We start from the raw sequence: 22,968 nt of genomic DNA on the forward strand, positions 1-22,968 counted from the left end.
AAAAATGCTCCTCCTTAGTGGTTAAAAAGTCAAATTTTACTTTATTATATATAATCCTAAAATATAGTGTCAATAAGACATACTCTACTTCGAAACAGGAAAAATTATCTCCCCTTTACCAGAGAAGAAATAATCCCTTCTAGCAATCTTTAATACGTACTCTTCATCATTTAACTTTTGAACTTCGTCTTTTAGACTTTTTTCTTTATTCGTTAATGAATCAAGTTCTTTTTTCATGTCCTTAACTTTTGCTTCTTTTGCTTTAATGGAACTGTTTTGTTGATAAAACGTTACACTAATACTCGCAATAATTGTAAAAGTAAAGACAAGAAAAACCGCTAAACGGCGATAAAGTCGCTTCCTGTTCTCATCCGTTTGTATTATATGCTCTTTAACAGGATTTGGACTCTGTTTTTCGATTGTTCTTTGTCTCAGTTCCCTCATTTCCGAGGTCCCCCTAACTTCTTTTTTATACGCTCCCATATTTGGAAGATATGTCCCTTCAATTTTGCTATATATTGCAGGAACCCTATATGTTTCACTATAAAAAGTTTAACACGATTAGGGAGAAGTTTCCATATGAGCGAAGCAATAAATCGAACAGGCCAGAAAAAAACTTTCCATATGAAAAGTAATATCCAAATCACAATTTTCCATAACACATGTCCAATTGAAAGCAGTATACGAAATAAGAATAATATAAATGCAATAAATAGCTGCGCTATAATAATAACAGGTTTTATCATGAGTAGCTGTATAATTCGAACAAAAAAATATGTTGTTTGCATAAAAATATAGATGAGAAAATTTAACAGCTTCATGTATAGTGCTTTCAGTAAGCTTTGATATGCCGCAAAACCACATAACAATGCCAAAAACACATATATACGTAGTTCAGCTTCATTTACGAGAAGCAATACATAAAAGACGAATAATGCTTGGACAATCCAAAATAATATATCTTGTATAAATACAAGCCAACGTTTACGTTCTTGGCGCTTTAAAAAACGTTGATATGTATCTAAAGACGCCCCAATCCAAGCACCCATTCCAATCATTGAAAGCATTGTATACAACTGAATTGTTAGACTCATTTAAACAACTTACTAAAGAAACCTTTAGTTTTTTCCCCTTGATTTTCATCAATATACAGCATCTCATTAACTTTCCCTTTAATCGACACAATACCTTTTTCTACATCTAAATTTTTCATTTGTAAATTTTGACCACGAATCGTTAAAAAACCCATTACGGTCTCTAGCAAAAACTCTTCGCTATCAAAACTCTCTACCTGCTTCACACCGGTAATATCAATTATACGCCTACCACGCATAATAATATCATGTTCTACAGAAACATTTTGTTGATTAGAAGACGTAGGTGAGTAACCATTATTCACGTAAATCCCCCCATAGGTTTTTACTAGCTAATAGTAATGTATGAGAGGATACATGATTTTAGAACAAGCCTTCTTCCGCTTTTACTTTTTCTTCACGAACTAAGCTATACATATTTGCTGCATCTTCTTTTTTAGTTGTTTCTTTCAATTCATTTATTTTTACAGTCACTATTTTTTGACCAAAACGAATTGTTAATTCATCAGCTACTTTCACATCAGAACTCGCTTTTGCCACTTGACCATTAATAGATATTCTTCCTTGATCAGCTACTTCTTTCGCTAATGTTCTTCTTTTAATTAAACGTGACACTTTTAAAAACTTATCTAGACGCATATCAAATCCCCCTATTAACGCTCTGTTTGTTTCGCTTCTTCCCATAAAACATCTAACTGTTCTAATGATAAATCTTCCATCTCTTTATTCATTTCAGCTACTTTTGCCTCCATGTATAAAAAACGACCAGTAAATTTCTCATTAGTTGAACGTAACGCCTCTTCTGGATCTATTTTGTAATGACGGGCTATATTAACAAATGCAAATAGTAAATCACCAAACTCACCTAGCATCTTTTCCTCATCCATGTTTGTAACTTCTTGTTGGAACTCTTGCCATTCTTCCAAAGCTTTCTCTATCATCGGCTGCACATCAACCCAATCAAATCCAACCTTACCAGCTTTCTTCTGAATTTCAAAGGCGCGTAGTAACTGCGGCAAACTTTTAGGAACGCCATTTAAAACAGATTCTTTCACGAATCCTTTTTCTTGTTTTTTAATTTCTTCCCAATTGGCAATCACTTCATCCGCATTGTTTACATCCGTATTTCCAAATACATGTGGATGACGACGAACCATTTTTTCAGATAGAGTTCGAATGATATCATCTATAGAGAACCAACCTTCATCTTCTCCGATTTGAGCATGAAGCATAACTTGTAATAATATATCACCTAATTCTTCTACTAAGTGATCATCATCCTCTTCATCAATTGCTTCCAACACCTCATAAGCTTCCTCAATTAAATATTTCTTTAATGATTGATGCGTTTGCTTTTTATCCCACGGACAACCATTTGGACCACGCAGGTCTGCAATAATTTCTCTAAGAACATCAAACTGTTGATACAAGGACGCACGCTCCTGAACAGGTGGCACGTACACACTTGTTAAATTATTCAATTCCGTTTCATGATCTAACATGTACAACGGTACCTTCTTTACTTGTTCAAATGAAGTTCCTGCAGCTGTTACGATATACACTTCATAATCATCTGGCAACATCTCCATTAATGTTAATTTCACATCAGATGCAACGAATGCATCATATACTTGGCAAAAGATTAAATGTTGACGTAATTCTAATTGCCCTCTTTCAAATGATGTAGCATCAAGTAATTGAAATCCTTCAATCGGATCAATTTTTAGGCTTGCAAACATAGGATCAAGGAAACTTTGTCCACCCTCAATTCGCACTTCAACATTTGAAACGTCTCCTTTTTCCAACAATAGCTGAACTGTTCTTTCTGCTACAAGTGGATGCCCCGGAACCGCATAGATAATTTCTGTACCTTCAGCTTGTTCTAGCAATTTATTCGCAATTGTTTCATATACAATTTCAAACGTATCATGTGCTTCATATACAGCATCAAAAGCCGTATATTGTATGCCTTCTTTCTCCAATTCTTCTATAACTGGATGTTCCTTCGTTCTAACAAACAGATGATCTGCTTCTTTTATTTTTCGATATACACCCATCGTTAGCTGATCTAATTCACCAGCACCTAAACCTAAAACAGTAATGATTCCACTCACAACCTGTCACCTCTATCCACTCTTCTTCAATGAACCTTCTTTTTTCTCTTGTTTCATAACAGTTCCTAATTCTTTTTTTGTAAATACACGTAATTTTAAAATAAAAAACATATATGTCAATCCGCCGATGGCTACACCTAACAACGCTTCAAGCGTCGCGCTCGCTCTATGTTCCGTATCAATTACTAATCCAGACATCTGCAACACACGCGTGAACATCATTAATACAAACCCCATACAGATACCACTAATTACTACACCTAACATATTTCGCTTATTGATAAGTGACCCTGATACAGCTCTCATAAGCAACAAACTATTTAGTCCAGAAATTATGATTAACGCACATAAAGTCGCTAAGGCTGCCCCTTTCACACCAAAATAAGGCATGAATATATAATTTAACGCTAACTTTAAGCAACCTCCAAATACAACAAATAATGCTGGCTTAAATGTTTGTCCCAACCCTTGTAAAATAGAAGCCGTCGTAATTGACAATGAACTAAATAAAATAGATAAAGATAAAATAGATAAAACATCTGATCCATCACTATTTTCAAACAACATAATATTCGTAGGTTGAATAATACAAGTTAGTCCAATAGCTGCTGCAAATCCAATAACAAATGTTATTTTCATTGCTAACTTTACCTTTTCTTGAATAAAGGAAAGATCTCCTCTTTCTTTCGCCGCTGTAATAATTGGAATAAGTGATAACGAGAAAGAAGTCGTCACAACAGTACCTAATTGCATTAGCGGAATACTTCTATCATAAACACCCTTTAATACTTTTGCACTTTCAGTCTGTTCTCCCGCACCAATAAGTAAAGTGTACAAGGACATTGAATCAGCCATCTGTATAAAAATAAGCACTAAATTACTAACACAAATCGCTAACCCCTGCCAAAAAAGGATTTTAATTATCTTCCTTTTACCCTTAATTCTCGCTACACGTTTAAAAAATATGGAACGAAAATCTCGACGCATATACAACATAAGTACAATAATCCCAATAAGTCCACCCGCAATTGAGCCTAACATAGCCCCTGCACCAACTGTATATAAATCAAATCCGTGAGCAATTAGGAATAGCGATAAAAATACAATAATAGAAACTCGAATTGTTTGTTCTATTACTTGCGAAACAGCCGTTGGCATCATATTATTGAACCCTTGAAAATACCCTCTTGCTACAGACAAAAACGGCATCAATAAGAACGAAAATGAAATAACACGTAGCAACTTATCTAAGTGCATATCGCCCATAGCTATCGCGATTGTTTCGGCCCCAAAAAACAATGTAAAGAAACCTATAAAACCAATTCCTAATAAAAACCAAAAAGATACACAAATAATTTCTTCTGCTTCTCTCTGTTTTCCCCACTCTAGTCGTTCTGCAACCATTTTTGAAATGATAACAGGAAACCCATAAGTAGCTAAAATTAAACAAAATCCATAAAACGGGTAAATTTGTTGGTAAATATAAAAACCAATATCCCCTGCTATATTTTGATATGGAATACGGTAAAAAGCGCTTAATACTTTTGTAACAAAACTTGCAATCGTTAATATAATAGCCCCATGCCAAAAGGCTTGATACTTCTTCGCTTCCATACAAGAAAACTCCTTTTTCTATTCTCACCTCTCGTATTATATCATAAAGAAAAGTACAAAATCCCTTACCACCACGGGTAATACTAGGTCCCTACACGTTAAAAATATTCAACGAAAAAAGGTAGCAAAGCGCTACCTTCATTCAATATACATATATCTCCAAATAATTGATTTCTCAAAAAGAAAGATCATAATTAGGAAAGATTGCTACTTCTAAAATCAATATACCCTTACTGTTCCATTTGTTTCGCTAAGAAACTGGCAGCAGTATTAACCGCTTTATGCTCGATTTCGCTTATAATAGCTTCTTTTGAAAAAATAATGACGGCTCCAATTGGGTCTCCGTTTGCAACAATCGGTCCAACTGTATAAGAATGAACCTTTTCTGTTACACCATCGATAATGGAAATATCACTTTCGTCCGTCATAATAACAGACTTTCTTTCTTCCATCGTTTTTTCGATTAGATCGCCAACACTTTTATTTAAGTATTCTTTTTTCGATACGCCTGATACTGCGATGATAGAATCTCGGTCACAGACAAGCACATTATGTCCTAAGCTGTCATATAAAGCCTCAGCATATTCCTTTGCAAAATCACCTAGTTCACTAATTGGAGAATACTTCTTTAAAATTACTTCTCCATCGCGATCAACAAATATTTCTAGTGGGTCTCCTTCTCGAATACGTAAAGTTCTACGAATTTCCTTTGGGATTACTACCCTGCCTAAATCATCAATTCGACGTACGATTCCAGTTGCTTTCATTCTAATGCTGCCTCACTTTCTACTGATGATCAAAGTGGTGAATTTACCTGTTCATGTAAAAATCACCAACTGTTAGACATAGTATTTTACACATTAGTTCTTCTATGCACGTCGAATTGTATTTTTTTATCTTATTTTAGGCATTTATTACTTCTTTTTTCACATCTGGTAAGCCTTTTAATAAATTTTCAGCAATTGTTAACCACTTCGATGTCTCTAAGCCATTTGTTTTCATAACAATTTTCAATTGTGATCCTTCCATTCCTAGACCGATCATACGCCCAAAACTATTTCCGAGCATGAATAATTTTCCACCATCAATATTTTGACTTGCTTGTTCAGAAAACAGGAATGTTACTTCAAATTTATTCTGCTTAATTAACTCAATTTGTTCTTTCATTGCCAACACTTTAATATTTGCAATTTGTAATAAATAACCAACTTCTTGTGGGTAATCACCGAATCTATCGATCATTTCTTCCTGCAATTCTTCAATATCCTCAATTGCAGAAACACCTCTAAATTGTTTATACATCATAATTTTTTGCTTACTATCTGAAATATAAGCATCTGGTAAGTATGCATCTACCTCTAAGTCAATTTCAACATTAACTGTATTTTCAGCTCCATCTGTTCCTCTTCGCTGTTCAATTGCATCTTTTAACATTTGAGAATATAGATCAAATCCGACAGAATCAATAAACCCATGCTGTTCTGCTCCTAACAAATTACCTGCTCCACGAATAGATAAATCTCTCATCGCAATTTTGAAACCAGATCCAAGTTCTGTGAACTCTTTAATTGCTTGCAGACGCTTCTCTGCAACTTCTGACAGCACTTTGTCACGTTTATAGGCAAAGTATGCATATGCAACACGATTAGAACGTCCAACACGCCCACGAAGCTGGTACAACTGTGATAACCCCATACGATCTGCATCAAATACAATTAACGTATTTACGTTCGGAATATCTACACCCGTCTCAATAATTGTTGTACTTACAAGAACATCATGCTGTCCTTCTAAAAATGATAGCATAACAGACTCTAATTCACTTTCGTTCATTTTCCCATGTGCGTACGTTACGCGAGCATCTGGAACTAACATCGAAATTTCATCTGCTTTTCTTTCAATATCCTCTACACGGTTATATAGGAAGTAAATTTGACCGCCTCTTGCAAGCTCTCGCTCTATCGCCTCTCGCATTAATGCTGGATTATACTCTACTACATACGTTTGGACTGGGAAACGATTTTCTGGCGGTGTCTCAATAACAGATAAGTCGCGCACACCAAGCATAGACATATGAAGCGTCCGCGGAATCGGAGTTGCCGTTAATGTTAATACGTCAACATTCGCCTTCAATTGTTTAATTTTTTCTTTATGCGTTACACCAAATCTTTGTTCTTCATCAATAATAAGAAGCCCTAAATCTTTATAAGTGACATCTTTAGATAAAATACGATGTGTTCCGATTACAATATCTATTGTGCCATCCTTTAAGCCCTTAATCGTTTCATTTTGTTGTTTTCTCGTACGGAATCTACTTAATAATCCTATATTGATTGGATAATCTTGAAAACGCTCTCGAATTGTTTCATAGTGTTGCTGCGCAAGAATCGTTGTCGGTACTAAAATTGCAACTTGTTTTTCATCCATAATTGCTTTAAATGCCGCACGAATAGCCACTTCCGTCTTTCCATACCCTACATCACCACAAAGGAGCCTATCCATCGGGCGTCCGCGTTCCATATCTTTTTTAATCTCGTCAATAGAACGTAACTGATCCTCTGTCTCTTGATATGGGAAAGATGATTCGAACTCTTGTTGTTCTGCCGTATCTGGCGTATATGCATAGCCTTTTGAAGCTTCGCGCTCAGCATATAGTTTAATTAGGTCATCCGCAATGTCTTGTACAGATTTTTCAACTTTCGTTTTAACCTTTTTCCAATCATTTCCACCTAATTTGTAAACTTTCGGATCCTTACCTTCAGACCCTACATATTTTTGGACTTGATCAATTTGTTCAATTGGAACGTATAACTTATCATTACCTTGATATTTAATATTTAAATAATCTTTATGAACACCATTAATCTCTAATGTCTCAATACCTAAAAATTTACCTATACCATGATTTACGTGAACTACATAATCTCCAACTTTTAATTCCGAATAACTTTTAATACGTTCAGCATTCGATAACTTTTGTTTACGTTGTGATTTTTTAACTTTCTTATGAAAAAGCTCCTTTTCAGTAATGACAACAAGCTTTTGCATCGGCATTTCAAACCCTGCATGTAAATCACCTACAGCAATTTGTAGCCTTCCAGGCAATAAGATATCTGTGCCTTCTACAATATCTGCCTCAATATCATAATCACTTAAAATATGTTGTAATTTCTTCACACGTTCATCATCTGTTCCAAGTACAACAGTCGTAAAATGCCCTTCATTCCATCTATCAATTTCTGTTTTTAACAAATTCATCTGTCCATGGAAATCTTGCATTGTTTTACATGTTACATTTACAATATTTTGCGGATGTGTGTGTGCGATATGACGCAAGAATAACGTTAAATATACAAAACTTCTTTTTTTATGATGAAGAAACCCCTCAAATGCGTGAGAGAAAGATAAATCTTGAATAATTGTTCCTTCACCAAGAAGTGATATATACCATTCCGCCTCTTCTGTTTCAAGATGTGATGCTGTTTCTTGAATACGGGAAATCTCATCTAAAATTACAACACCATCTTCTGGTAAATAATCTATCAGACTAGCAGGTTCTTTATAGAAAATAGATAAGTATTTAAACATCTGTTCTATACTTTGCCCGTTTTTCAACATCTCAATTTCATGACTTACCGTCTCAAGCACTGTAGTCTTTAGTTTATCATCAGAAAGTTTTTGCATCGTCTTAGTCAAACCTTCTTCAAGATGCTGAATTCCTGATTTTAATTCTTCCTGTGAAAATAAAAACTCTGTTGCCGGACCAAACCTAACGCTTTCTTTTTTACCTTGAGAACGCTGTTCATCCACATCAAATAATCGAATAGAATCGACTTCTGTATCAAAAAATTCAATACGAAATGGTAGTTCTTCAGTTAAAGGATAAATATCTAATATTCCCCCGCGCAAACTGAACTCCCCTGGAGCTTCTACCATCGACTTACGTTCATAGCCAATATGATGTAAAGTATGCAAGAGCGCATCTAAATCAATCTCTTGCCCTAGATTGATTTCAACTTGCTTTTGCTTCCACAATTCTTTTATTGGTAAAAATCTACGCAATCCTGCCACTGGCGCTACAATGATTCCATTCTCTCCCGCAGCCAAGCGATTTAACACTTCTATACGTTGCGCCTTCAATTCTGGACTTGCAACCCCAATTTCCGATGCTATCAGTTCATTCACTGGATATAGCCACACATCTTTTTCACCAAGTAACGCCACTAAATCTTCATGTACTTTTTGTGCTTGGTATAAGTTATGTGTAACGATTAATTGTGATTTTTTTGTTTTTTTATATAAAGCCGCCATTAATAATGAACGAGAAGACGTTGCCATCCCTGATATAAGTTGTTCTTTTAACCCATCTTCTAATCCATTAATAACCGATTGTATCTCTTCATTTTTATAAAATTGCTCTAATAAACCTATCATTTTTAAAACTCCTCTCAACATAAAGAGCAAGTCATTCTATTTTATGCAAATATTTTGGAAAAGGAAAACAGAAAAATGCTTTGGACATGCCAAAGCGACAACATTTTATTGCAGAAATTTTTCATACTCATAATACTCAGGATAAGATGCGAGCGTTTCTTGACACGATTCACAAATTGTTTTTATATATATATTTCCATTCTCATGAAAATGAATCATCTCTACTACTTCTTGCTCTGTTAGTTGAAATAAAACGTCGCTATATACTTTTTCTGCGTTAATGGAGCCTACATTACCTCCGCAGTGTCTGCAATAATAATACCCTTCCATACTAGCCTCCTAAAAATTCAATTACTACTAGTATGGGTAAAACAAAAGAGAAATATTCCCAATCTCATTTTTAACTATTGAAAGTATTCATGATTTGGAGAAAAGGCTTATTTAGCCACTCTTCACATGCATCCGCTGCTTTTTCAATAGAATGGTTAACATCCGGAATCTCTTCAGATGTAAAGCGTCCTAATACATAATCGACTACCTTCATTCCATTTTTCGGGCGATCGATTCCCATACGGATACGTTGAAATTCTTGTGTTCCTAGGTGCGAAATCGTTGACTTTACACCATTATGTCCACCAGCACTACCTTTCATGCGAAGACGCAATTTACCTACAGGAATGTCTAAATCGTCGTACATAACAACGAAGTCCTCAACATCAATTTTATAATAATCCATGAGTGGACGAATACTTTCCCCAGATAAATTCATATATGTTAGCGGCTTTAATAAGATTACCTTTTCTCCATTAACAAACCCTGCACCAAATACACCTTTAAATTTTTGTTCATTCAAAGAAATGTTCCAACGCTTCGCAAGTTCATCAATGGCCATAAATCCAATATTATGCCTTGTTAATTCATATTCTCTACCTGGGTTCCCAAGTCCTACTATCAATTTCATTCTTGTACCACTACTTTCTTTTTTCGATACGAAAAGACGTAACCAAAATTGGTTACGTCTCATTCTATCCAATTAATTGAATAATACACTCACAGATTCTTCTTCGTATACACGAATGATTGCTTCTCCAATTAATGGAGCAACTGAAAGTTCATGTACTTTGTCGATTTTCTTCTCTTCTGGTAATACGATAGAGTTCGTTACAACTAACTCTTTAATATTTGAATTTTGAATACGCTCAATTGCTGGGCCAGATAATACTGGGTGTGTACAGCAAGCATATACTTCAGAAGCACCGTTCTCAACAAGAGCGTTTGCTGCTAATGTAATTGTACCAGCTGTATCAATGATGTCATCAATTAAAATCGCTGTTTTGCCTTCAATATTACCGATAATGTTCATTACCTCTGATACGTTCGGGCGAGGACGACGCTTATCAATAATAGCGATTGGCGCTTTTAGACGATCTGCCATTTTTCTTGCACGAGTTACACCACCATGATCAGGAGACACGATTACGATATCTTTAAGACCTTTTGTTTCAAAGTAATCAGAAAGAATCGGTACACCCATTAAGTGGTCGATTGGGATATCAAAGAACCCTTGAATTTGTGGAGCATGTAAATCTAGAGTGATTACACGAGTTGCACCTGCTGTTTCAAGCAAGTTTGCTACAAGTTTCGATGTAATTGGTTCACGAGAACGCGCTTTACGGTCTTGACGCGCATAACCATAATAAGGAATAACAATATTAATTGTTTTCGCAGATGCACGTTTTAATGCATCGATCATAATAAGTAATTCCATGATATGTTCGTTTACTGGGAAGCTTGTAGATTGAATAATGAATACATCGCAACCACGGATACTTTCTTCAATGTTAATTTGAACTTCTCCATCACTAAAACGATCAACAGAACATTTTCCTAGTCCTACTCCAATATGCTTTGCAATCTGCTCAGCAAGTTCCTTATTAGAGTTTAAAGAGAATACTTTCAAATTAGAATTTAGATATTGAGTCGACATCTAGATTAACCCTCCACATTATGATTTTTTCTTATTCAGCAATTGATCAACATAGTCTTCTTTGTTAACTTGACGTGCACGTGCTACCGATAATGCTTTTGATGGAACATTCTCTGTAATTGTAGAGCCTGCTGCCACATAAGCACCATCTTCAACTGTTACTGGAGCAACAAGGTTTGAATTACATCCAATAAATACCCCATTACCAATCACAGTTTTGAATTTATTCTTACCGTCATAGTTCACCGTAATTGAACCACAACCAAGATTCACGTCTTCTCCAACTTGTGCATCCCCGATATAACTCAAGTGTGAAGCTTTACTTCTATTACCAAAGACAGTTTTTTTGATTTCCACGAAGTTTCCAACGCGTACTTCGTCTCCAATAACTGAATCTGGGCGAATGTGTGCAAATGGACCAACCGATACTTCTGTACCAAGTTTACTATCATGTACAGTAGATTGACGAATTGTCGTACGATCTCCAATTTCACTATCACGAATTACTGTATGTGGTCCAATTTCACAATCAGAACCAATTACAGTGTTCCCCTCAATAATTGTTCCTGGATGAAGAACTGTATCACTACCGATAATTGCATCAGCAGAAATATAAGTGTTACTTGGATCAATAATTGTAACACCATTTACCATGTTCTTTCGGTTGATACGGTTTTTCATAATAATTTCCGCTTGCGATAGAGCGACTCTGTCGTTAACACCTAACGTTTCATCGAACTGCTCTGTTTGATAAGCTGATACGATATGACCTTCATTTTTTAAAATCTCAATAACATCTGGAAGGTAATATTCACCTTGTACGTTATCATTTGAAACTTTAGAAAGTGAAGCAAATAAAGCCTTATTATCAAAACAATACGTACCTGTATTGATTTCTTTAATAGCTAATTCTTTCTCATTTGCATCTTTATGCTCAACAATCTTTTCAACATGACCATTCTCATTACGAACAATACGGCCATATCCAGCAGGTTCTTCTATGTACGCTGTTAGCACCGTCGCCATTGCTCCCGCTTCTTTATGTTGCTGAAGTAATGCTTCCATCGTTTCAGCAGTTATTAGCGGCGTATCCCCACAAATAACTAAAGTTGTTCCTTCTTCATTTGCAAGTACACTTGCAGCTTGATCTACAGCATGTGCTGTACCAAGTTGTTCTGCTTGTAATGCAAACTCACTTACGTTTCCTAGCTGTTCTTGTACCATTTCAGCACCATGTCCAACAACCGTTACAAGTTTCTGCAATCCTAATTGAGATACTTGATCGACTACGTGTTGTACCATAGGTTTTCCACATACAGGATGCAGCACTTTGTATAGCTTAGACTTCATACGTGTGCCTTTACCTGCAGCTAGAATCACTGCAAATCTGTTTGACATATAGACCCTCCATCGCAACCTATTTATCCATTAAAGATATTATCCTAAATCATCATATATTTCAAGAAACACATTTTAACTATTAAATTTTACCATAATTCTTATAAGATGTTTTACTCTTTAGTATCTTTTTTAAGAAATAAGCTATACTATTTAAAATGATTTTGAAAAAATTAGTAGTTTCTTCTTTTTATGTTAATGAATTATGAAATTTTCAAATATAAAGCAAAAAAAACAAACTCCTGTAAATGCTTACAGGAGTTTGCTACAAAATTATAAGGCTTTTCGTCAAAGCCCTTTTCATTCGAATTTTACGAAGCACCTGCTTCTTCAAACTCAACCTCTTCTAACTCGCCTAAACGATGATACTCTGTTAAAACCGCATCTTGAATTTTAGAGCGTGTACCAGAATTAATCGGATGTGCAATGTCACGGAACTCTCCATCTGGAGTACGTTTACTTGGCATTGCTACAAATAATCCATTATTACCATCAATTACACGAATATCATGAACAACAAATTCATGGTCCAAAGTAATAGAGGCAATTGCTCTCATGCGGCCTTCTGTGTTTACGCGGCGTAATCTTACGTCAGTCACTTCCATCTTGTGTTCACCACCCTTTTCTAAATAAGCGATATATTTGTATAAATTCCACAAATTTTCTATTTTCCCTTTAATTTTTTAAAAATTTTTAAGATAAAAATTTTTAATGTAGTTGAATATAGAGATTAGTGGAGGTTATCGCTTACAAAAGGTTACTTAACTAGGGCGATTACTTCAATTTCAACGGAAACATCTTTCGGTAATTTTGCTACTTGCACACAAGATCGAGCTGGTTTATGAGTAGAGAAATAAGAGCTATATACTTCATTCACAGCATTAAAATCATCCATGTCCTTTAAAAATACTGTTGTTTTTACGACTGTATCAAATGAAGCACCCGCTTCCTCTAATACCGCTTGTAAATTTTGAAATACTTGTTCTGTTTGTACTGTTACATCTCCTGTTACAAGCTCCCCATTTTCCGTTAATGGAATTTGTCCTGAGCTATAAAACATATTATTTACAATAATCCCTTGTGAGTAAGGTCCAATCGCTTGTGGTGCCTTGCTTGTTTGAACAACTTTCATACTTTTCACCCTTTTATTATTTATTTTACTCTTTAAAAATAGTGTACGAAAGGCAGTTTGTCCATCTATTTTATAATCTATAAATAAAATAAAATAAAAAAAGATAAAATAAAAAAAGATAGAGCTATCTGCTCTACCTTTTATTCAGCCTCTACAAGCCCTTCATCAAATGGTGCAAGAGAATAATTCCCTTTTTCCACTTGAATTGTTTTTTCTTTCACATCAACTTCCGATAGACGAATTAATGATACAAAATTATTAATTAGTCGTTCTTCAATATCTGTGGATTCTACTAATACACCAATACCAACAACATTAGCCTTGAACTCTTCTAACATACTCATCATACCTTGAATCGTTCCACCAGCTTTCATGAAGTCATCAATAATTAAAACATTCGATCCTTCTGGAAGGCTGCGTTTTGCTAACGTCATTGTTTGAATTCGTTTAGAAGAACCCGACACATAGTTAATACTAACAGTCGGACCTTCTGTTACCTTATTATCTTTCCTTGCAATTACAACTGGTACATCTAAGTAATTTGCCACTGCATAAGCAAGTGGAATCCCTTTCGTTGCCACTGTCATAACCGCATCAATTGATTGCCTAGCAAAAACAGAAGCAAACAAACGACCTGCGCCATTAATATGGCGAGGATTACTCAATAAATCTGTCATGTATAAGTAACCGCCAGGCAAAATACGATCTGGGTTTTCAAATAAGCCACAAAGCTCATCAATAATTAGATCTGCCTCTTCTTCACTTATATACGGTATATATTTCACTCCTCCTGCTGCTCCTGGTATCGTTTGCAATGTGCCGACCCCTTGTTGCTCAAACGTTTGCTTAATAATAACTAAATCCTCACTAATGGAAGACTTAGCCGATTGATACCTTTCAGCAAAAAAAGTGAGAGATACTAGCTGACGAGGGTTTTGTAGCAAGTAATAAGTCATATCGACTAATCTTGTACTTCTTCTAATTTTCATACTCTCACCTCAAATCACGAATATTCTAAACAAATCATAACGTATTATACGTCTTTATTCAAGCGTTTCTCGCTCCCCTAGTAAACGTACCGCATAGACCTGTTCACAAAATCCTTTTAATCCGTTATAAATGCGATGCATTCGAGAATCATGGTGTACAAGTCCAAATACAGTTGGACCACTTCCACTCATCAATACAGCATCCGCTCCGAATCGCTTCATCTGTGATTTAATACGTGCAACTTCAGGATGCATTCCAAATGTTACATCTTCTAAAACGTTACCAACAGTATCACAAATCCCTTTATAATCTCCAGAATTTATGACATCAACCATTTTATCTACATTTGGATGTGTAACTCGATTTAACTTTAAATTTCCATACACATCAGCAGTAGATACACCTATATGTGGTTTCGCTAAAATAACCCAACAAGAAGGCGGAGTCTTTATATGCTCAATTTTCTCTCCTCTTCCAGTGGCAATTGCTGTGCCGCCGTATACACAGAAAGATACATCTGATCCAATTTCTGCGCCAAGCTCTGCTAACTCATCAATTGTAAGCCCTAAATTCCATAATTTATTAAGACCACGTAATGTCGCTGCTGCATCACTACTTCCACCTGCTAATCCAGCTGCTACTGGAATCGTTTTTTCAATAGTAATAGATACACCTTTGTTTACATTAAACTTCTCTTTTAATAATTTCGCTGCCTGATAAGCTAAATTTCGTTGGTCGTCTGGGACATACCGATTATGGGATAAAATTTCAATACGGTCTTCTGCTAATTCCGTTAGTTCTAGACGATCTGCTAAATCAATGGTTGTCATAATCATTTTCACTTCATGATATCCGTCTTGTCTTTTTCCCAGTACATCTAACGACAGATTAATCTTTGCTGGTGCTTTCACTAGTAGCTTCAATCTATTCACCCACTCTATGTACTCAATCTTTTATCGTTTATTTTACCATAAATTTATAGTAAGACGATGACACTTCCCTAATTATAACGAAAAGCATTCAGAATGAAACTACTTATGTAAAATGATGGCACCTTTTAGAGTACAAAAAGCCGAGGAATGTCTCCTCGGCTACCGTAGCATAGAAAGTATCTTACAACTACTGGTTTCGTTTCATTAATTGCTGTTCTGCAATTTCTATAGCACGTTTCACCATGTTACCAGCATCTTTCGCACGAATTCCGCCCCATCCTTCTTTCTGAACAACATCATAAAAGCCAAGCTCTTTTGCTAGCTCTTCTTTAAATTGGTTTGACATGACACCTCTTCGTCTACTCAATGCAGAGTCCCTCCTTATTTTGCTACGGTATAGTTAGTATGCAAAATAATATAGCTTTTCATTTGTGGAAATATATGTAATGATATGCGGATTATAAAATGACCTCATCATGAGGGTCTCCATAAAATGTTAACTCTACTGTCTCTGTTAAAACATCTGCATAACTATAAGATACACGTTGCAACGCATCTTCTTGTTGATCCAATTGTACAACAAAAACAGAACGGTATGTTTCTGCTAGTACACCTGATTGCTCCACAGTTTTTCTTCTTCCACTATTTGCTTTTAACATAAGTCGCTGTCCAAGATGGTGATCTAATTCGCTTTTAATTTCATCTAAACGTTTTGACATATACTTCGCTACACCTCGCTGTAATTTAGATTGAACACTTAAAACACGATATATCTATCCTAATTATTAACCTCGATTCACAGCTAATATCATCTTGCGTTTGAATAGATAGAAGAAATACTATATTGTAAAAGTATCATTACGTAGTCTGTACGTTCTTGTCTCTTTTTATCCAAATTCATTTAAATCCTTCCATACAAAAAAGCAAGATACATATGTACCCTGCTTACTCTTCGTAATGTTGAAAAGGTAATCCCGTCCGTAAAATCCCTCTCGTTTCAATTCCACCTAGTCCCTTTTCACCAGTAATTGTATTACGTACGACATCCCATACATTGACTCTCTCCATAAATGAAGTAAAACTAATTTTACCAACTACATATACAGGATCTAGTGCATGAATATTAATTCTAGATGGTGAACTAGCGAAATTGGCCCCTGCACGAATTAGTGCCTCAAAGTGCGATTGACATGCCCCAGCAAAAATAACAAGTTGATCCAATGATGGATATTTTTTTCGCACTTCTCGAACAGCCTGTACAAAATGCCTTGAATGCCTATATGCCGCTAAATCTCCCTTCACTCCTTTCGATTTTGTATATGCATCATGCCCCGTAATAACGAGAATGTCTGGGCGAAAGTGATCTATTAAGTCTACTACTTTTTCATGCATCTCCGTTTCTTTACAATGAATACCTTGTACAGGAACGCCAATTTTGTTATATAAGTCTAAGCACTTGCGCAAATATAAAGGGTCTCCATCTATATGCAATACACGTCCCGGCATTTGAAAATAATTCACCTCACTTGTGTATCCACCAGTTGAAGTATGTTCATGCCTTTGTTTCATTAACACATAATCTTGTTGAAACAAACGATACGTGCGCTCCATTGTTTCTTTCTCACGCTTCACCCTTTTTTTATGTTCTCGTTGATCTATACTAATTAAATCTTCAAGTGGCGCATCCGCCACCAGTCTAATTTCCTCTCCAAACAATATAGCTATCTCGCCTTTTATTTCTATAATACGAAAAAGAATATCCCTCTTATGAGAATATCGTTCCACTAATTCTCCAACATGTAAAGCCATTCTCCTACCTCCAAACTCATTAGGCCATCTTACCTGTTTTTAAAATATGAATTTAGAGGGAGAAAGGTGACAAAAGGGACAGTTCAAGTTGAACTGTCCCTTTCATATTCTTATGATAATTTATGAAGAACCAATGCATTACTTAATGTTGCAAACTCTTCAATAGATAGCGTTTCGCCTCTTCGCTTTGGATCAATTCCTACTTCTGTTAAAATTCGATCCAATAATTCCTTATCTTTCGGGAAACCATTTAAATTATTTGATAAATTATTCATCAAAGTTTTACGGCGCTGTGCGAAACTTGCTCGTACTACTTCAAAGAAGAATGTTTCATCTGTCACCTCTACAACCGGTTTCGGACGCTTTAGAAGGCGAATAATTGCAGAATCAACATTTGGCTGTGGTACAAACACTGTACGCGGTACAGTCATAACTGTTTCAACTTCTGTATAATACTGAATAGCAATCGATAAAGAACCATACTCTTTCGTTCCAGGTTTAGCAGCTAAACGATCTCCAACTTCTTTTTGCATCATAACAACAAATCCACGAACTGGTAACTTTTCTTCAAGCAATTTAAATAAAATTGGCGTTGTAATATAGTATGGCAAGTTAGCTACTACCATTACATCTTGCCCTTCTTCAAATTGCTCATTAAATACTTCATGTACATCCGCTTTTAGTACGTCTTTATTAATAACTGTAACGTTACCATATGGTGCTAACGTCTCATCTAAAATTGGTAATAGTCTTTGATCAATTTCAAAAGCCACTACTTTTTTAGCACGCTTCGCTAATTGCTCTGTTAATGCACCGATACCTGGTCCAATTTCAATTGCACCACTTTCTGAACCAATTTCTGCATGATCGACAATACGATTTAATACATTTGTATCAATTAAAAAGTTTTGTCCTAAACTTTTTTTGAATGAAAATCCATACTTTTCAACAATGTCTTTTGTACGATTTGGCGTTGCGATATCCTTCATTTTTTTTCCTCCTGTATTACTTGCTTATAAGCTTCTCCAAATGATTCCTTTGAAACTTGAAACATCTGTAATCGTTTATGTAACTGTTTTGCATTTGTATAACCAATCTTTAATAGCTTACCCATTCTTTCTCTGCGGCTCTTTGCCATTTCTCCGCCCACTAAGCCTGCATCGACTAAATCACTCCAACTAATTTCACTTGTATAAGCTTCCATTTCTTCATGTATATTCTCTAGAGCACGGCGAATCGACTCATTAGAAGCATGTTCGATCCCAACTCCCTTTTTCCTTTTAGCAAGCGCTTCTTCCTTCGGTAAAAAGGCATGCTTACAGCCGGGAACCTTGTCAGAAATAATTTTTCGAATACGCTCTCCAGGATAATCTGGATCTGTGAAAATAATAACGCCCCTTTTTTGCTGCGCTAATTTAACTTGCTCAATAACATGATCACCGATTGCTGAACCGTTCGTTTCAATTGTATCCGCATCAACAGCACGCTTAATCGCAACTGTATCATCTTTACCTTCTACAACGATAATCTCTTTTATTTTCATGCTTGCCTCCACACTCGTTTCGTCTCTACTTAGTAAAACAAAAAAATGACGACTTTTCCATTATTATTTTCCTCATTCTTATATTTTAAAAAATAGAATAGAAAAATCTTTGTTCTCTGTCCTTATTGTAACACTTCATCATTCACATTTATTTTCTTCATCACTTCTACTAGTGTTTTTTCAAAATAAAAAAGAACAGGTTTCCCCATTCTTTTTTATTCAACACCAAATAAAGCTTTTGCATTTTTGGTTGTCATTTCTGCTACTTCTTCATAAGAAACACCTTTTAAATTCGCAATTTCTTCTGCTACGAGTTTTACATAACTCGGTTCATTTCGTTTCCCTCGAAATGGATGCGGCGTTAGATATGGACAATCCGTCTCTATTAACAATTTCTCTAATGGAATCTCCGTAGCAACCTCTTTCGGCTTTTTAGCGTTTTTAAATGTAACTGGTCCGCCTAACGAAATTAGAAAGTTCATATCAACACATCGCTCTGCTACTTCTACGCTGCCGCTAAAACAATGCATAATGCCTCCTACTTCAGCTGCATTCTCTTCTTCTAGAATATCAACAATATCTTGAGTTGCATCGCGATTATGTATAATAATCGGCAATTTCACTTTTTTCGCTAATGCAATTTGTTTACGAAATACTTCTTTCTGTATTTCTTTTGGAGACTTATCCCAATGATAATCTAAACCCATTTCTCCAAGTGCAACGACTTTAGGATGAGAAGCAAGTTCTTCTAACCAAGCTAAATGTTCTTCTGTCATGTCAATTGCATCAACTGGATGCCATCCAACCGCAGCGTAAATAAAATCATAAGCTTCAGCTAATTCCATCGCCTTTTTTATCGTTACTTCATCAAAACCAACAACAACTGTATAAGTAACTCCCGCTTCTTTCATTCGGGCAATAACTTCTTGCAAATCTTCTTCAAATTGCTCTGCATTCAAATGCGAATGTGTATCAAACAACATAATACATAACTCCTTTTATATTGAAATCAAGTTTATTCTACAAAAATAAGTTCTTTAATAACTTAACGATAACAATACTACAATCTTAATGCAAAAATAGAGAATGTAAAAAGAAAAAAGACGCTTCACACATGTTACACGTGAAACATCTCTTTTCTTGTCTTAATTACTTGATTTTTGTACCATTTGGTAGATTTTGGTCAATTGATGCTAATGACAATACGCCATTCTCTTCACCCGCTAAAATCATACCTTGCGATAATTCACCGCGTAATTTTACAGGTTTTAAGTTTGTTACACAAATAACCTTTTTACCTTTTAGGTCTTCTGGCGAATAGAATTTTGCAATTCCAGAAACAACTTGACGCTTTTCTGTGCCTAAGTCTAGTTGAATTTTTAACAACTTGTCTGCTTTTTTCACAGGTTCAGCAGATAGTACTTCAGCTACGCGTAATTCTACTTTAAAGAAATCATCAATTGTAATTTCTTCTGCCTTCGGCTCTTCTTCTTTTTTCTCTTCTACTTTAGGGGCAGAGCTTTTCATTTGTTCTTTAATGTACTCTACTTCCACTTCTATTTCTAAACGAGGGAAAATTGGGTTTCCTTTTTCTACTTTTGTTCCAGCTGGAATACAGCCAATTGTAGATAAACTTTCCCAAGATTTATGAGCCTCATCAGTAAGGCCAAGCTGAGCAAACATCTTGCTTGGTGCTACTGTTAAGAATGGCATAAGCATAATACCTGTTTGACGAAGTACTTCTGCTAAATGAGCCATTACAGAAGCTAACTTTTCACGATCATTCTCATCTTTTGCTAATACCCATGGTTGTGTTTCATCAATATATTTATTCGTACGACTAACCAATTGCCAAATAGATCCTAACGCTACAGAGAACTCCATATTCTCCATTGCTTCTTCTACTTTTTTCAAAGTATCTTGTGCAAACGCTACTAACGTTTCATCAAATTCTGTTACATTTGCTTTAAATGCAGGGATTTCTCCGTTAAAGTACTTATCAATCATAGCTACTGTACGATTTAATAAATTACCTAAGTCATTTGCTAAGTCGAAATTAATACGCTCCACAAATCCTTCTGGTGTAAATACGCCATCAGATCCAAATGGAACTTCACGAAGTAAGTAATAACGTAATGCATCCAATCCATAACGATCGATTAATGTAACTGGATCTACTACGTTTCCTTTTGACTTACTCATCTTTCCATCCTTCATTAAAATCCAGCCATGAGCAAAGACTTTCTTTGGAAGAGGTAAATCTAATGCCATTAAAATTATCGGCCAATAAATTGTATGGAAACGAACGATTTCTTTCCCAACTAAATGCACATCTGCAGGCCAGAATTTTTTATATTTCTCTTCATTTGCTGTTCCATAACCTAACGCCGTAATATAGTTAGATAATGCGTCAACCCATACGTAAATAACGTGTTTTGGGTTACCAGGAACACGAACTCCCCAGTCAAATGAAGTACGAGAAACTGCTAAATCTTCTAATCCTGGTTTAATAAAATTATTAATCATTTCATTTTTACGAGACTCCGGCTGAATGAAATGTGGATTATCTTCATAGAACTTTAATAGTCTGTCGACATATTTACCCATTCTAAAGAAATAAGATTCTTCACGAACAAGTTCTACATCATGACCACTATCTGGGCTTTTTCCTCCAACTACTTTGTCACCTTCCATAATTGGATCTACTAATTGGTGCTCTGTATAGAACGTCTCATCTTGTACAGAATACCAACCTTCATATTCATCAAGATAAATGTCACCTTGATCTACTAATTGCTTAAAGATTTTTTCGACAACATCTTTATGACGATCTTCAGTTGTACGAATAAAATCATCATAAGAAATATCCATCTTCTCCCAAAGCTCTTTAATTCCTGCAACAATATTATCAACATATGCCTGTGGCGTAATATTTAACTCTTCTGCTTTCTTTTGGATCTTCTGTCCATGCTCATCAGTTCCTGTTAAATAATGCACATTATATCCTTGCATACGCTTATATCGTGCCATTGCATCTCCTGCTACTGTCGTATAAGCATGTCCAATGTGTAATTTTCCACTTGGATAATAAATTGGGGTAGTAATATAAAAGGACTTATTTTCCTCTGTCATTGTTTTGGACCTCCCGAATAACCTCATATGTATTTATAAACAGTATATCAAAAACTCATATATAAAGTGAAACTTTAATCAGTGGGGTTTTTCTTCATCCCCACTGATTATTAGCCCACATCAATCGGGCTTTTACGAGCAGCCCGAATCTCACTTATCTTCTTTAAGCCAACCTAATTTTGAATTCTGGGTCTTAATGCTCGATATCTTTATCATCTATTGCTCATATTTCAAAAAAATATACAATCTCCACTTGAAATTTGTTATTTTTTTCTGAAAATATTGTAAATAATTGTGGAATTTCCTCTCAATCTATTATATATAAGAAATAAGAAATCTATAAATCTTTTTAAAAAATATAGAATTTAAGAATTGACGGAAATGTAAATGATTGGTATCATATGTCCATAGGGTATTTTGTCGAAAAATGACGAATCTAAAAATAGACTCGAAACTTATAAACTATTTATTTAGGAGGAAAAAAATTATGAAATCTACTGGTATTGTTCGTAAAGTTGATGAATTAGGTCGTGTAGTAATTCCAATCGAATTACGCCGTACTTTAGGTATTGCAGAAAAGGACGCTCTTGAAATCTATGTTGATGACGAAAAAATCATCTTAAAGAAATATAAACCAAACATGACTTGCCAAGTAACTGGTGAAGTATCTGACGGTAACCTTTCTTTAGCTGAAGGTAAAATCATCTTAAGCAAAGAAGGCGCTGAGCAAATCTTAAACGAACTTCAAGATTATATCGAAACAGCAAAATAAGCTTCTCAATTATGAGA

General features: G+C 35.3%; 24 protein-coding genes. 1 reads left to right on the top strand and 23 read right to left on the bottom strand.

Annotation, left to right across the window (positions count from 1 at the left end; all coding sequences use genetic code 11):
* Window positions 1-84: 84 nt before the first annotated feature.
* From divIC to metG, 23 genes are all read right to left on the bottom strand, one after another.
* Window positions 85-444, bottom strand: coding sequence for a cell division protein DivIC (gene divIC / locus AC1Q8M_RS27350; RefSeq protein WP_001208739.1), 360 nt, complete (start codon window positions 442-444; stop codon window positions 85-87).
* Entirely contained in the window at window positions 441-1,094 is a 654-nt protein-coding gene (gene yabQ / locus AC1Q8M_RS27355; protein ID WP_000059781.1) for a spore cortex biosynthesis protein YabQ, read from the bottom strand. The genes divIC and yabQ overlap by 4 nt, the downstream gene beginning before the upstream one ends.
* On the bottom strand, window positions 1,091-1,399 hold the full coding sequence (gene yabP, locus AC1Q8M_RS27360; RefSeq protein WP_001059104.1) for a sporulation protein YabP: 309 nt from the start codon (window positions 1,397-1,399) through the stop codon (window positions 1,091-1,093). Before yabP ends, yabQ begins: the two co-directional genes overlap by 4 nt.
* A 58-nt stretch (window positions 1,400-1,457) precedes the next feature.
* Entirely contained in the window at window positions 1,458-1,733 is a 276-nt protein-coding gene (locus tag AC1Q8M_RS27365; protein ID WP_001234876.1) for an RNA-binding S4 domain-containing protein, read from the bottom strand.
* A gap of 14 nt (window positions 1,734-1,747) precedes the next feature.
* Window positions 1,748-3,208: a bifunctional methyltransferase/pyrophosphohydrolase YabN gene (gene yabN / locus AC1Q8M_RS27370; RefSeq protein ID WP_000014278.1), complete on the bottom strand. Its 1,461-nt coding sequence runs from the start codon at window positions 3,206-3,208 to the stop codon at window positions 1,748-1,750.
* A 12-nt stretch (window positions 3,209-3,220) separates the two neighbouring features.
* Complete coding sequence (locus tag AC1Q8M_RS27375; protein ID WP_098366150.1) at window positions 3,221-4,822, bottom strand: putative polysaccharide biosynthesis protein; 1,602 nt, start codon at window positions 4,820-4,822, stop codon at window positions 3,221-3,223.
* Between the two features lie 230 nt (window positions 4,823-5,052).
* Complete coding sequence (gene spoVT, locus AC1Q8M_RS27380; RefSeq protein ID WP_000648306.1) at window positions 5,053-5,589, bottom strand: stage V sporulation protein T; 537 nt, start codon at window positions 5,587-5,589, stop codon at window positions 5,053-5,055.
* Window positions 5,590-5,725: 136 nt separating this feature from the next.
* Window positions 5,726-9,256 carry a transcription-repair coupling factor gene (gene mfd, locus AC1Q8M_RS27385; RefSeq protein WP_000579684.1) on the bottom strand — a complete coding sequence of 1,177 codons (3,531 nt, stop codon included), beginning with the start codon at window positions 9,254-9,256 and terminating at the stop codon, window positions 5,726-5,728.
* A gap of 105 nt (window positions 9,257-9,361) precedes the next feature.
* Window positions 9,362-9,586, bottom strand: coding sequence for an anti-sigma-F factor Fin family protein (locus AC1Q8M_RS27390; RefSeq protein ID WP_000399438.1), 225 nt, complete (start codon window positions 9,584-9,586; stop codon window positions 9,362-9,364).
* Between the two features lie 70 nt (window positions 9,587-9,656).
* Window positions 9,657-10,217 (bottom strand): aminoacyl-tRNA hydrolase, encoded by a 561-nt coding sequence (pth, locus tag AC1Q8M_RS27395; protein ID WP_000767702.1) that lies wholly within the window; start codon window positions 10,215-10,217, stop codon window positions 9,657-9,659.
* 72 nt (window positions 10,218-10,289) lie between these two features.
* On the bottom strand, window positions 10,290-11,243 hold the full coding sequence (locus tag AC1Q8M_RS27400; RefSeq protein WP_000107420.1) for a ribose-phosphate diphosphokinase: 954 nt from the start codon (window positions 11,241-11,243) through the stop codon (window positions 10,290-10,292).
* A gap of 18 nt (window positions 11,244-11,261) precedes the next feature.
* On the bottom strand, window positions 11,262-12,641 hold the full coding sequence (gene glmU / locus AC1Q8M_RS27405; protein ID WP_000071039.1) for a bifunctional UDP-N-acetylglucosamine diphosphorylase/glucosamine-1-phosphate N-acetyltransferase GlmU: 1,380 nt from the start codon (window positions 12,639-12,641) through the stop codon (window positions 11,262-11,264).
* A 311-nt stretch (window positions 12,642-12,952) separates the two neighbouring features.
* On the bottom strand, window positions 12,953-13,246 hold the full coding sequence (gene spoVG / locus AC1Q8M_RS27410) for a septation regulator SpoVG (protein WP_000454041.1): 294 nt from the start codon (window positions 13,244-13,246) through the stop codon (window positions 12,953-12,955).
* A gap of 152 nt (window positions 13,247-13,398) precedes the next feature.
* On the bottom strand, window positions 13,399-13,773 hold the full coding sequence (locus AC1Q8M_RS27415; protein ID WP_000869823.1) for a RidA family protein: 375 nt from the start codon (window positions 13,771-13,773) through the stop codon (window positions 13,399-13,401).
* Between the two features lie 140 nt (window positions 13,774-13,913).
* A complete protein-coding gene (gene purR / locus AC1Q8M_RS27420) occupies window positions 13,914-14,762 on the bottom strand; it encodes a pur operon repressor (RefSeq protein WP_000702467.1) in 849 nt (282 codons plus the stop codon).
* Between the two features lie 54 nt (window positions 14,763-14,816).
* A complete protein-coding gene (gene ispE, locus AC1Q8M_RS27425) occupies window positions 14,817-15,686 on the bottom strand; it encodes a 4-(cytidine 5'-diphospho)-2-C-methyl-D-erythritol kinase (RefSeq protein ID WP_141532531.1) in 870 nt (289 codons plus the stop codon).
* A gap of 196 nt (window positions 15,687-15,882) precedes the next feature.
* Window positions 15,883-16,062 carry an acid-soluble spore protein SspF gene (sspF, locus tag AC1Q8M_RS27430; protein ID WP_002094215.1) on the bottom strand — a complete coding sequence of 60 codons (180 nt, stop codon included), beginning with the start codon at window positions 16,060-16,062 and terminating at the stop codon, window positions 15,883-15,885.
* 91 nt (window positions 16,063-16,153) lie between these two features.
* Window positions 16,154-16,414, bottom strand: coding sequence for a biofilm formation stimulator Veg (gene veg, locus AC1Q8M_RS27435; protein ID WP_000044346.1), 261 nt, complete (start codon window positions 16,412-16,414; stop codon window positions 16,154-16,156).
* Between the two features lie 226 nt (window positions 16,415-16,640).
* Window positions 16,641-17,504 carry a sporulation peptidase YabG gene (yabG, locus tag AC1Q8M_RS27440; RefSeq protein ID WP_001173734.1) on the bottom strand — a complete coding sequence of 288 codons (864 nt, stop codon included), beginning with the start codon at window positions 17,502-17,504 and terminating at the stop codon, window positions 16,641-16,643.
* Window positions 17,505-17,614: 110 nt separating this feature from the next.
* Window positions 17,615-18,493, bottom strand: coding sequence for a 16S rRNA (adenine(1518)-N(6)/adenine(1519)-N(6))-dimethyltransferase RsmA (rsmA, locus tag AC1Q8M_RS27445; RefSeq protein WP_000651548.1), 879 nt, complete (start codon window positions 18,491-18,493; stop codon window positions 17,615-17,617).
* Window positions 18,490-19,047 carry a ribonuclease M5 gene (gene rnmV / locus AC1Q8M_RS27450; protein ID WP_000692837.1) on the bottom strand — a complete coding sequence of 186 codons (558 nt, stop codon included), beginning with the start codon at window positions 19,045-19,047 and terminating at the stop codon, window positions 18,490-18,492. Before rnmV ends, rsmA begins: the two co-directional genes overlap by 4 nt.
* Window positions 19,048-19,262: 215 nt before the next feature.
* Entirely contained in the window at window positions 19,263-20,030 is a 768-nt protein-coding gene (locus AC1Q8M_RS27455; protein WP_000895840.1) for a TatD family hydrolase, read from the bottom strand.
* Between the two features lie 166 nt (window positions 20,031-20,196).
* Window positions 20,197-22,179 (bottom strand): methionine--tRNA ligase, encoded by a 1,983-nt coding sequence (gene metG / locus AC1Q8M_RS27460; protein ID WP_000134131.1) that lies wholly within the window; start codon window positions 22,177-22,179, stop codon window positions 20,197-20,199.
* A gap of 487 nt (window positions 22,180-22,666) precedes the next feature.
* Between metG and abrB the strand changes: the two genes are divergently transcribed.
* Window positions 22,667-22,951, top strand: a complete 285-nt coding sequence (gene abrB / locus AC1Q8M_RS27465; protein WP_000843036.1) for a transition state genes transcriptional regulator AbrB — start codon at window positions 22,667-22,669, stop codon at window positions 22,949-22,951.
* Window positions 22,952-22,968 lie beyond the last annotated feature (17 nt).

Source organism: Bacillus sp. GW823-FHT06A10 (assembly GCF_058795375.1).

Coding starts and splice junctions, on each gene's coding strand:
- divIC (WP_001208739.1), bottom strand. CDS start 444: ATGAGGGAACTGAGACAAAGAACAATCGAAAAACAGAGTCCAAATCCT.
- yabQ (WP_000059781.1), bottom strand. CDS start 1,094: ATGAGTCTAACAATTCAGTTGTATACAATGCTTTCAATGATTGGAATG.
- AC1Q8M_RS27365 (WP_001234876.1), bottom strand. CDS start 1,733: ATGCGTCTAGATAAGTTTTTAAAAGTGTCACGTTTAATTAAAAGAAGA.
- AC1Q8M_RS27375 (WP_098366150.1), bottom strand. CDS start 4,822: ATGGAAGCGAAGAAGTATCAAGCCTTTTGGCATGGGGCTATTATATTA.
- spoVT (WP_000648306.1), bottom strand. CDS start 5,589: ATGAAAGCAACTGGAATCGTACGTCGAATTGATGATTTAGGCAGGGTA.
- mfd (WP_000579684.1), bottom strand. CDS start 9,256: ATGATAGGTTTATTAGAGCAATTTTATAAAAATGAAGAGATACAATCG.
- AC1Q8M_RS27390 (WP_000399438.1), bottom strand. CDS start 9,586: ATGGAAGGGTATTATTATTGCAGACACTGCGGAGGTAATGTAGGCTCC.
- pth (WP_000767702.1), bottom strand. CDS start 10,217: ATGAAATTGATAGTAGGACTTGGGAACCCAGGTAGAGAATATGAATTA.
- AC1Q8M_RS27400 (WP_000107420.1), bottom strand. CDS start 11,243: ATGTCGACTCAATATCTAAATTCTAATTTGAAAGTATTCTCTTTAAAC.
- glmU (WP_000071039.1), bottom strand. CDS start 12,641: ATGTCAAACAGATTTGCAGTGATTCTAGCTGCAGGTAAAGGCACACGT.
- spoVG (WP_000454041.1), bottom strand. CDS start 13,246: ATGGAAGTGACTGACGTAAGATTACGCCGCGTAAACACAGAAGGCCGC.
- AC1Q8M_RS27415 (WP_000869823.1), bottom strand. CDS start 13,773: ATGAAAGTTGTTCAAACAAGCAAGGCACCACAAGCGATTGGACCTTAC.
- purR (WP_000702467.1), bottom strand. CDS start 14,762: ATGAAAATTAGAAGAAGTACAAGATTAGTCGATATGACTTATTACTTG.
- veg (WP_000044346.1), bottom strand. CDS start 16,414: ATGTCAAAACGTTTAGATGAAATTAAAAGCGAATTAGATCACCATCTT.
- yabG (WP_001173734.1), bottom strand. CDS start 17,504: ATGGCTTTACATGTTGGAGAATTAGTGGAACGATATTCTCATAAGAGG.
- rsmA (WP_000651548.1), bottom strand. CDS start 18,493: ATGAAGGATATCGCAACGCCAAATCGTACAAAAGACATTGTTGAAAAG.
- rnmV (WP_000692837.1), bottom strand. CDS start 19,047: ATGAAAATAAAAGAGATTATCGTTGTAGAAGGTAAAGATGATACAGTT.
- AC1Q8M_RS27455 (WP_000895840.1), bottom strand. CDS start 20,030: ATGTTGTTTGATACACATTCGCATTTGAATGCAGAGCAATTTGAAGAA.
- metG (WP_000134131.1), bottom strand. CDS start 22,179: ATGACAGAGGAAAATAAGTCCTTTTATATTACTACCCCAATTTATTAT.
- abrB (WP_000843036.1), top strand. CDS start 22,667: ATGAAATCTACTGGTATTGTTCGTAAAGTTGATGAATTAGGTCGTGTA.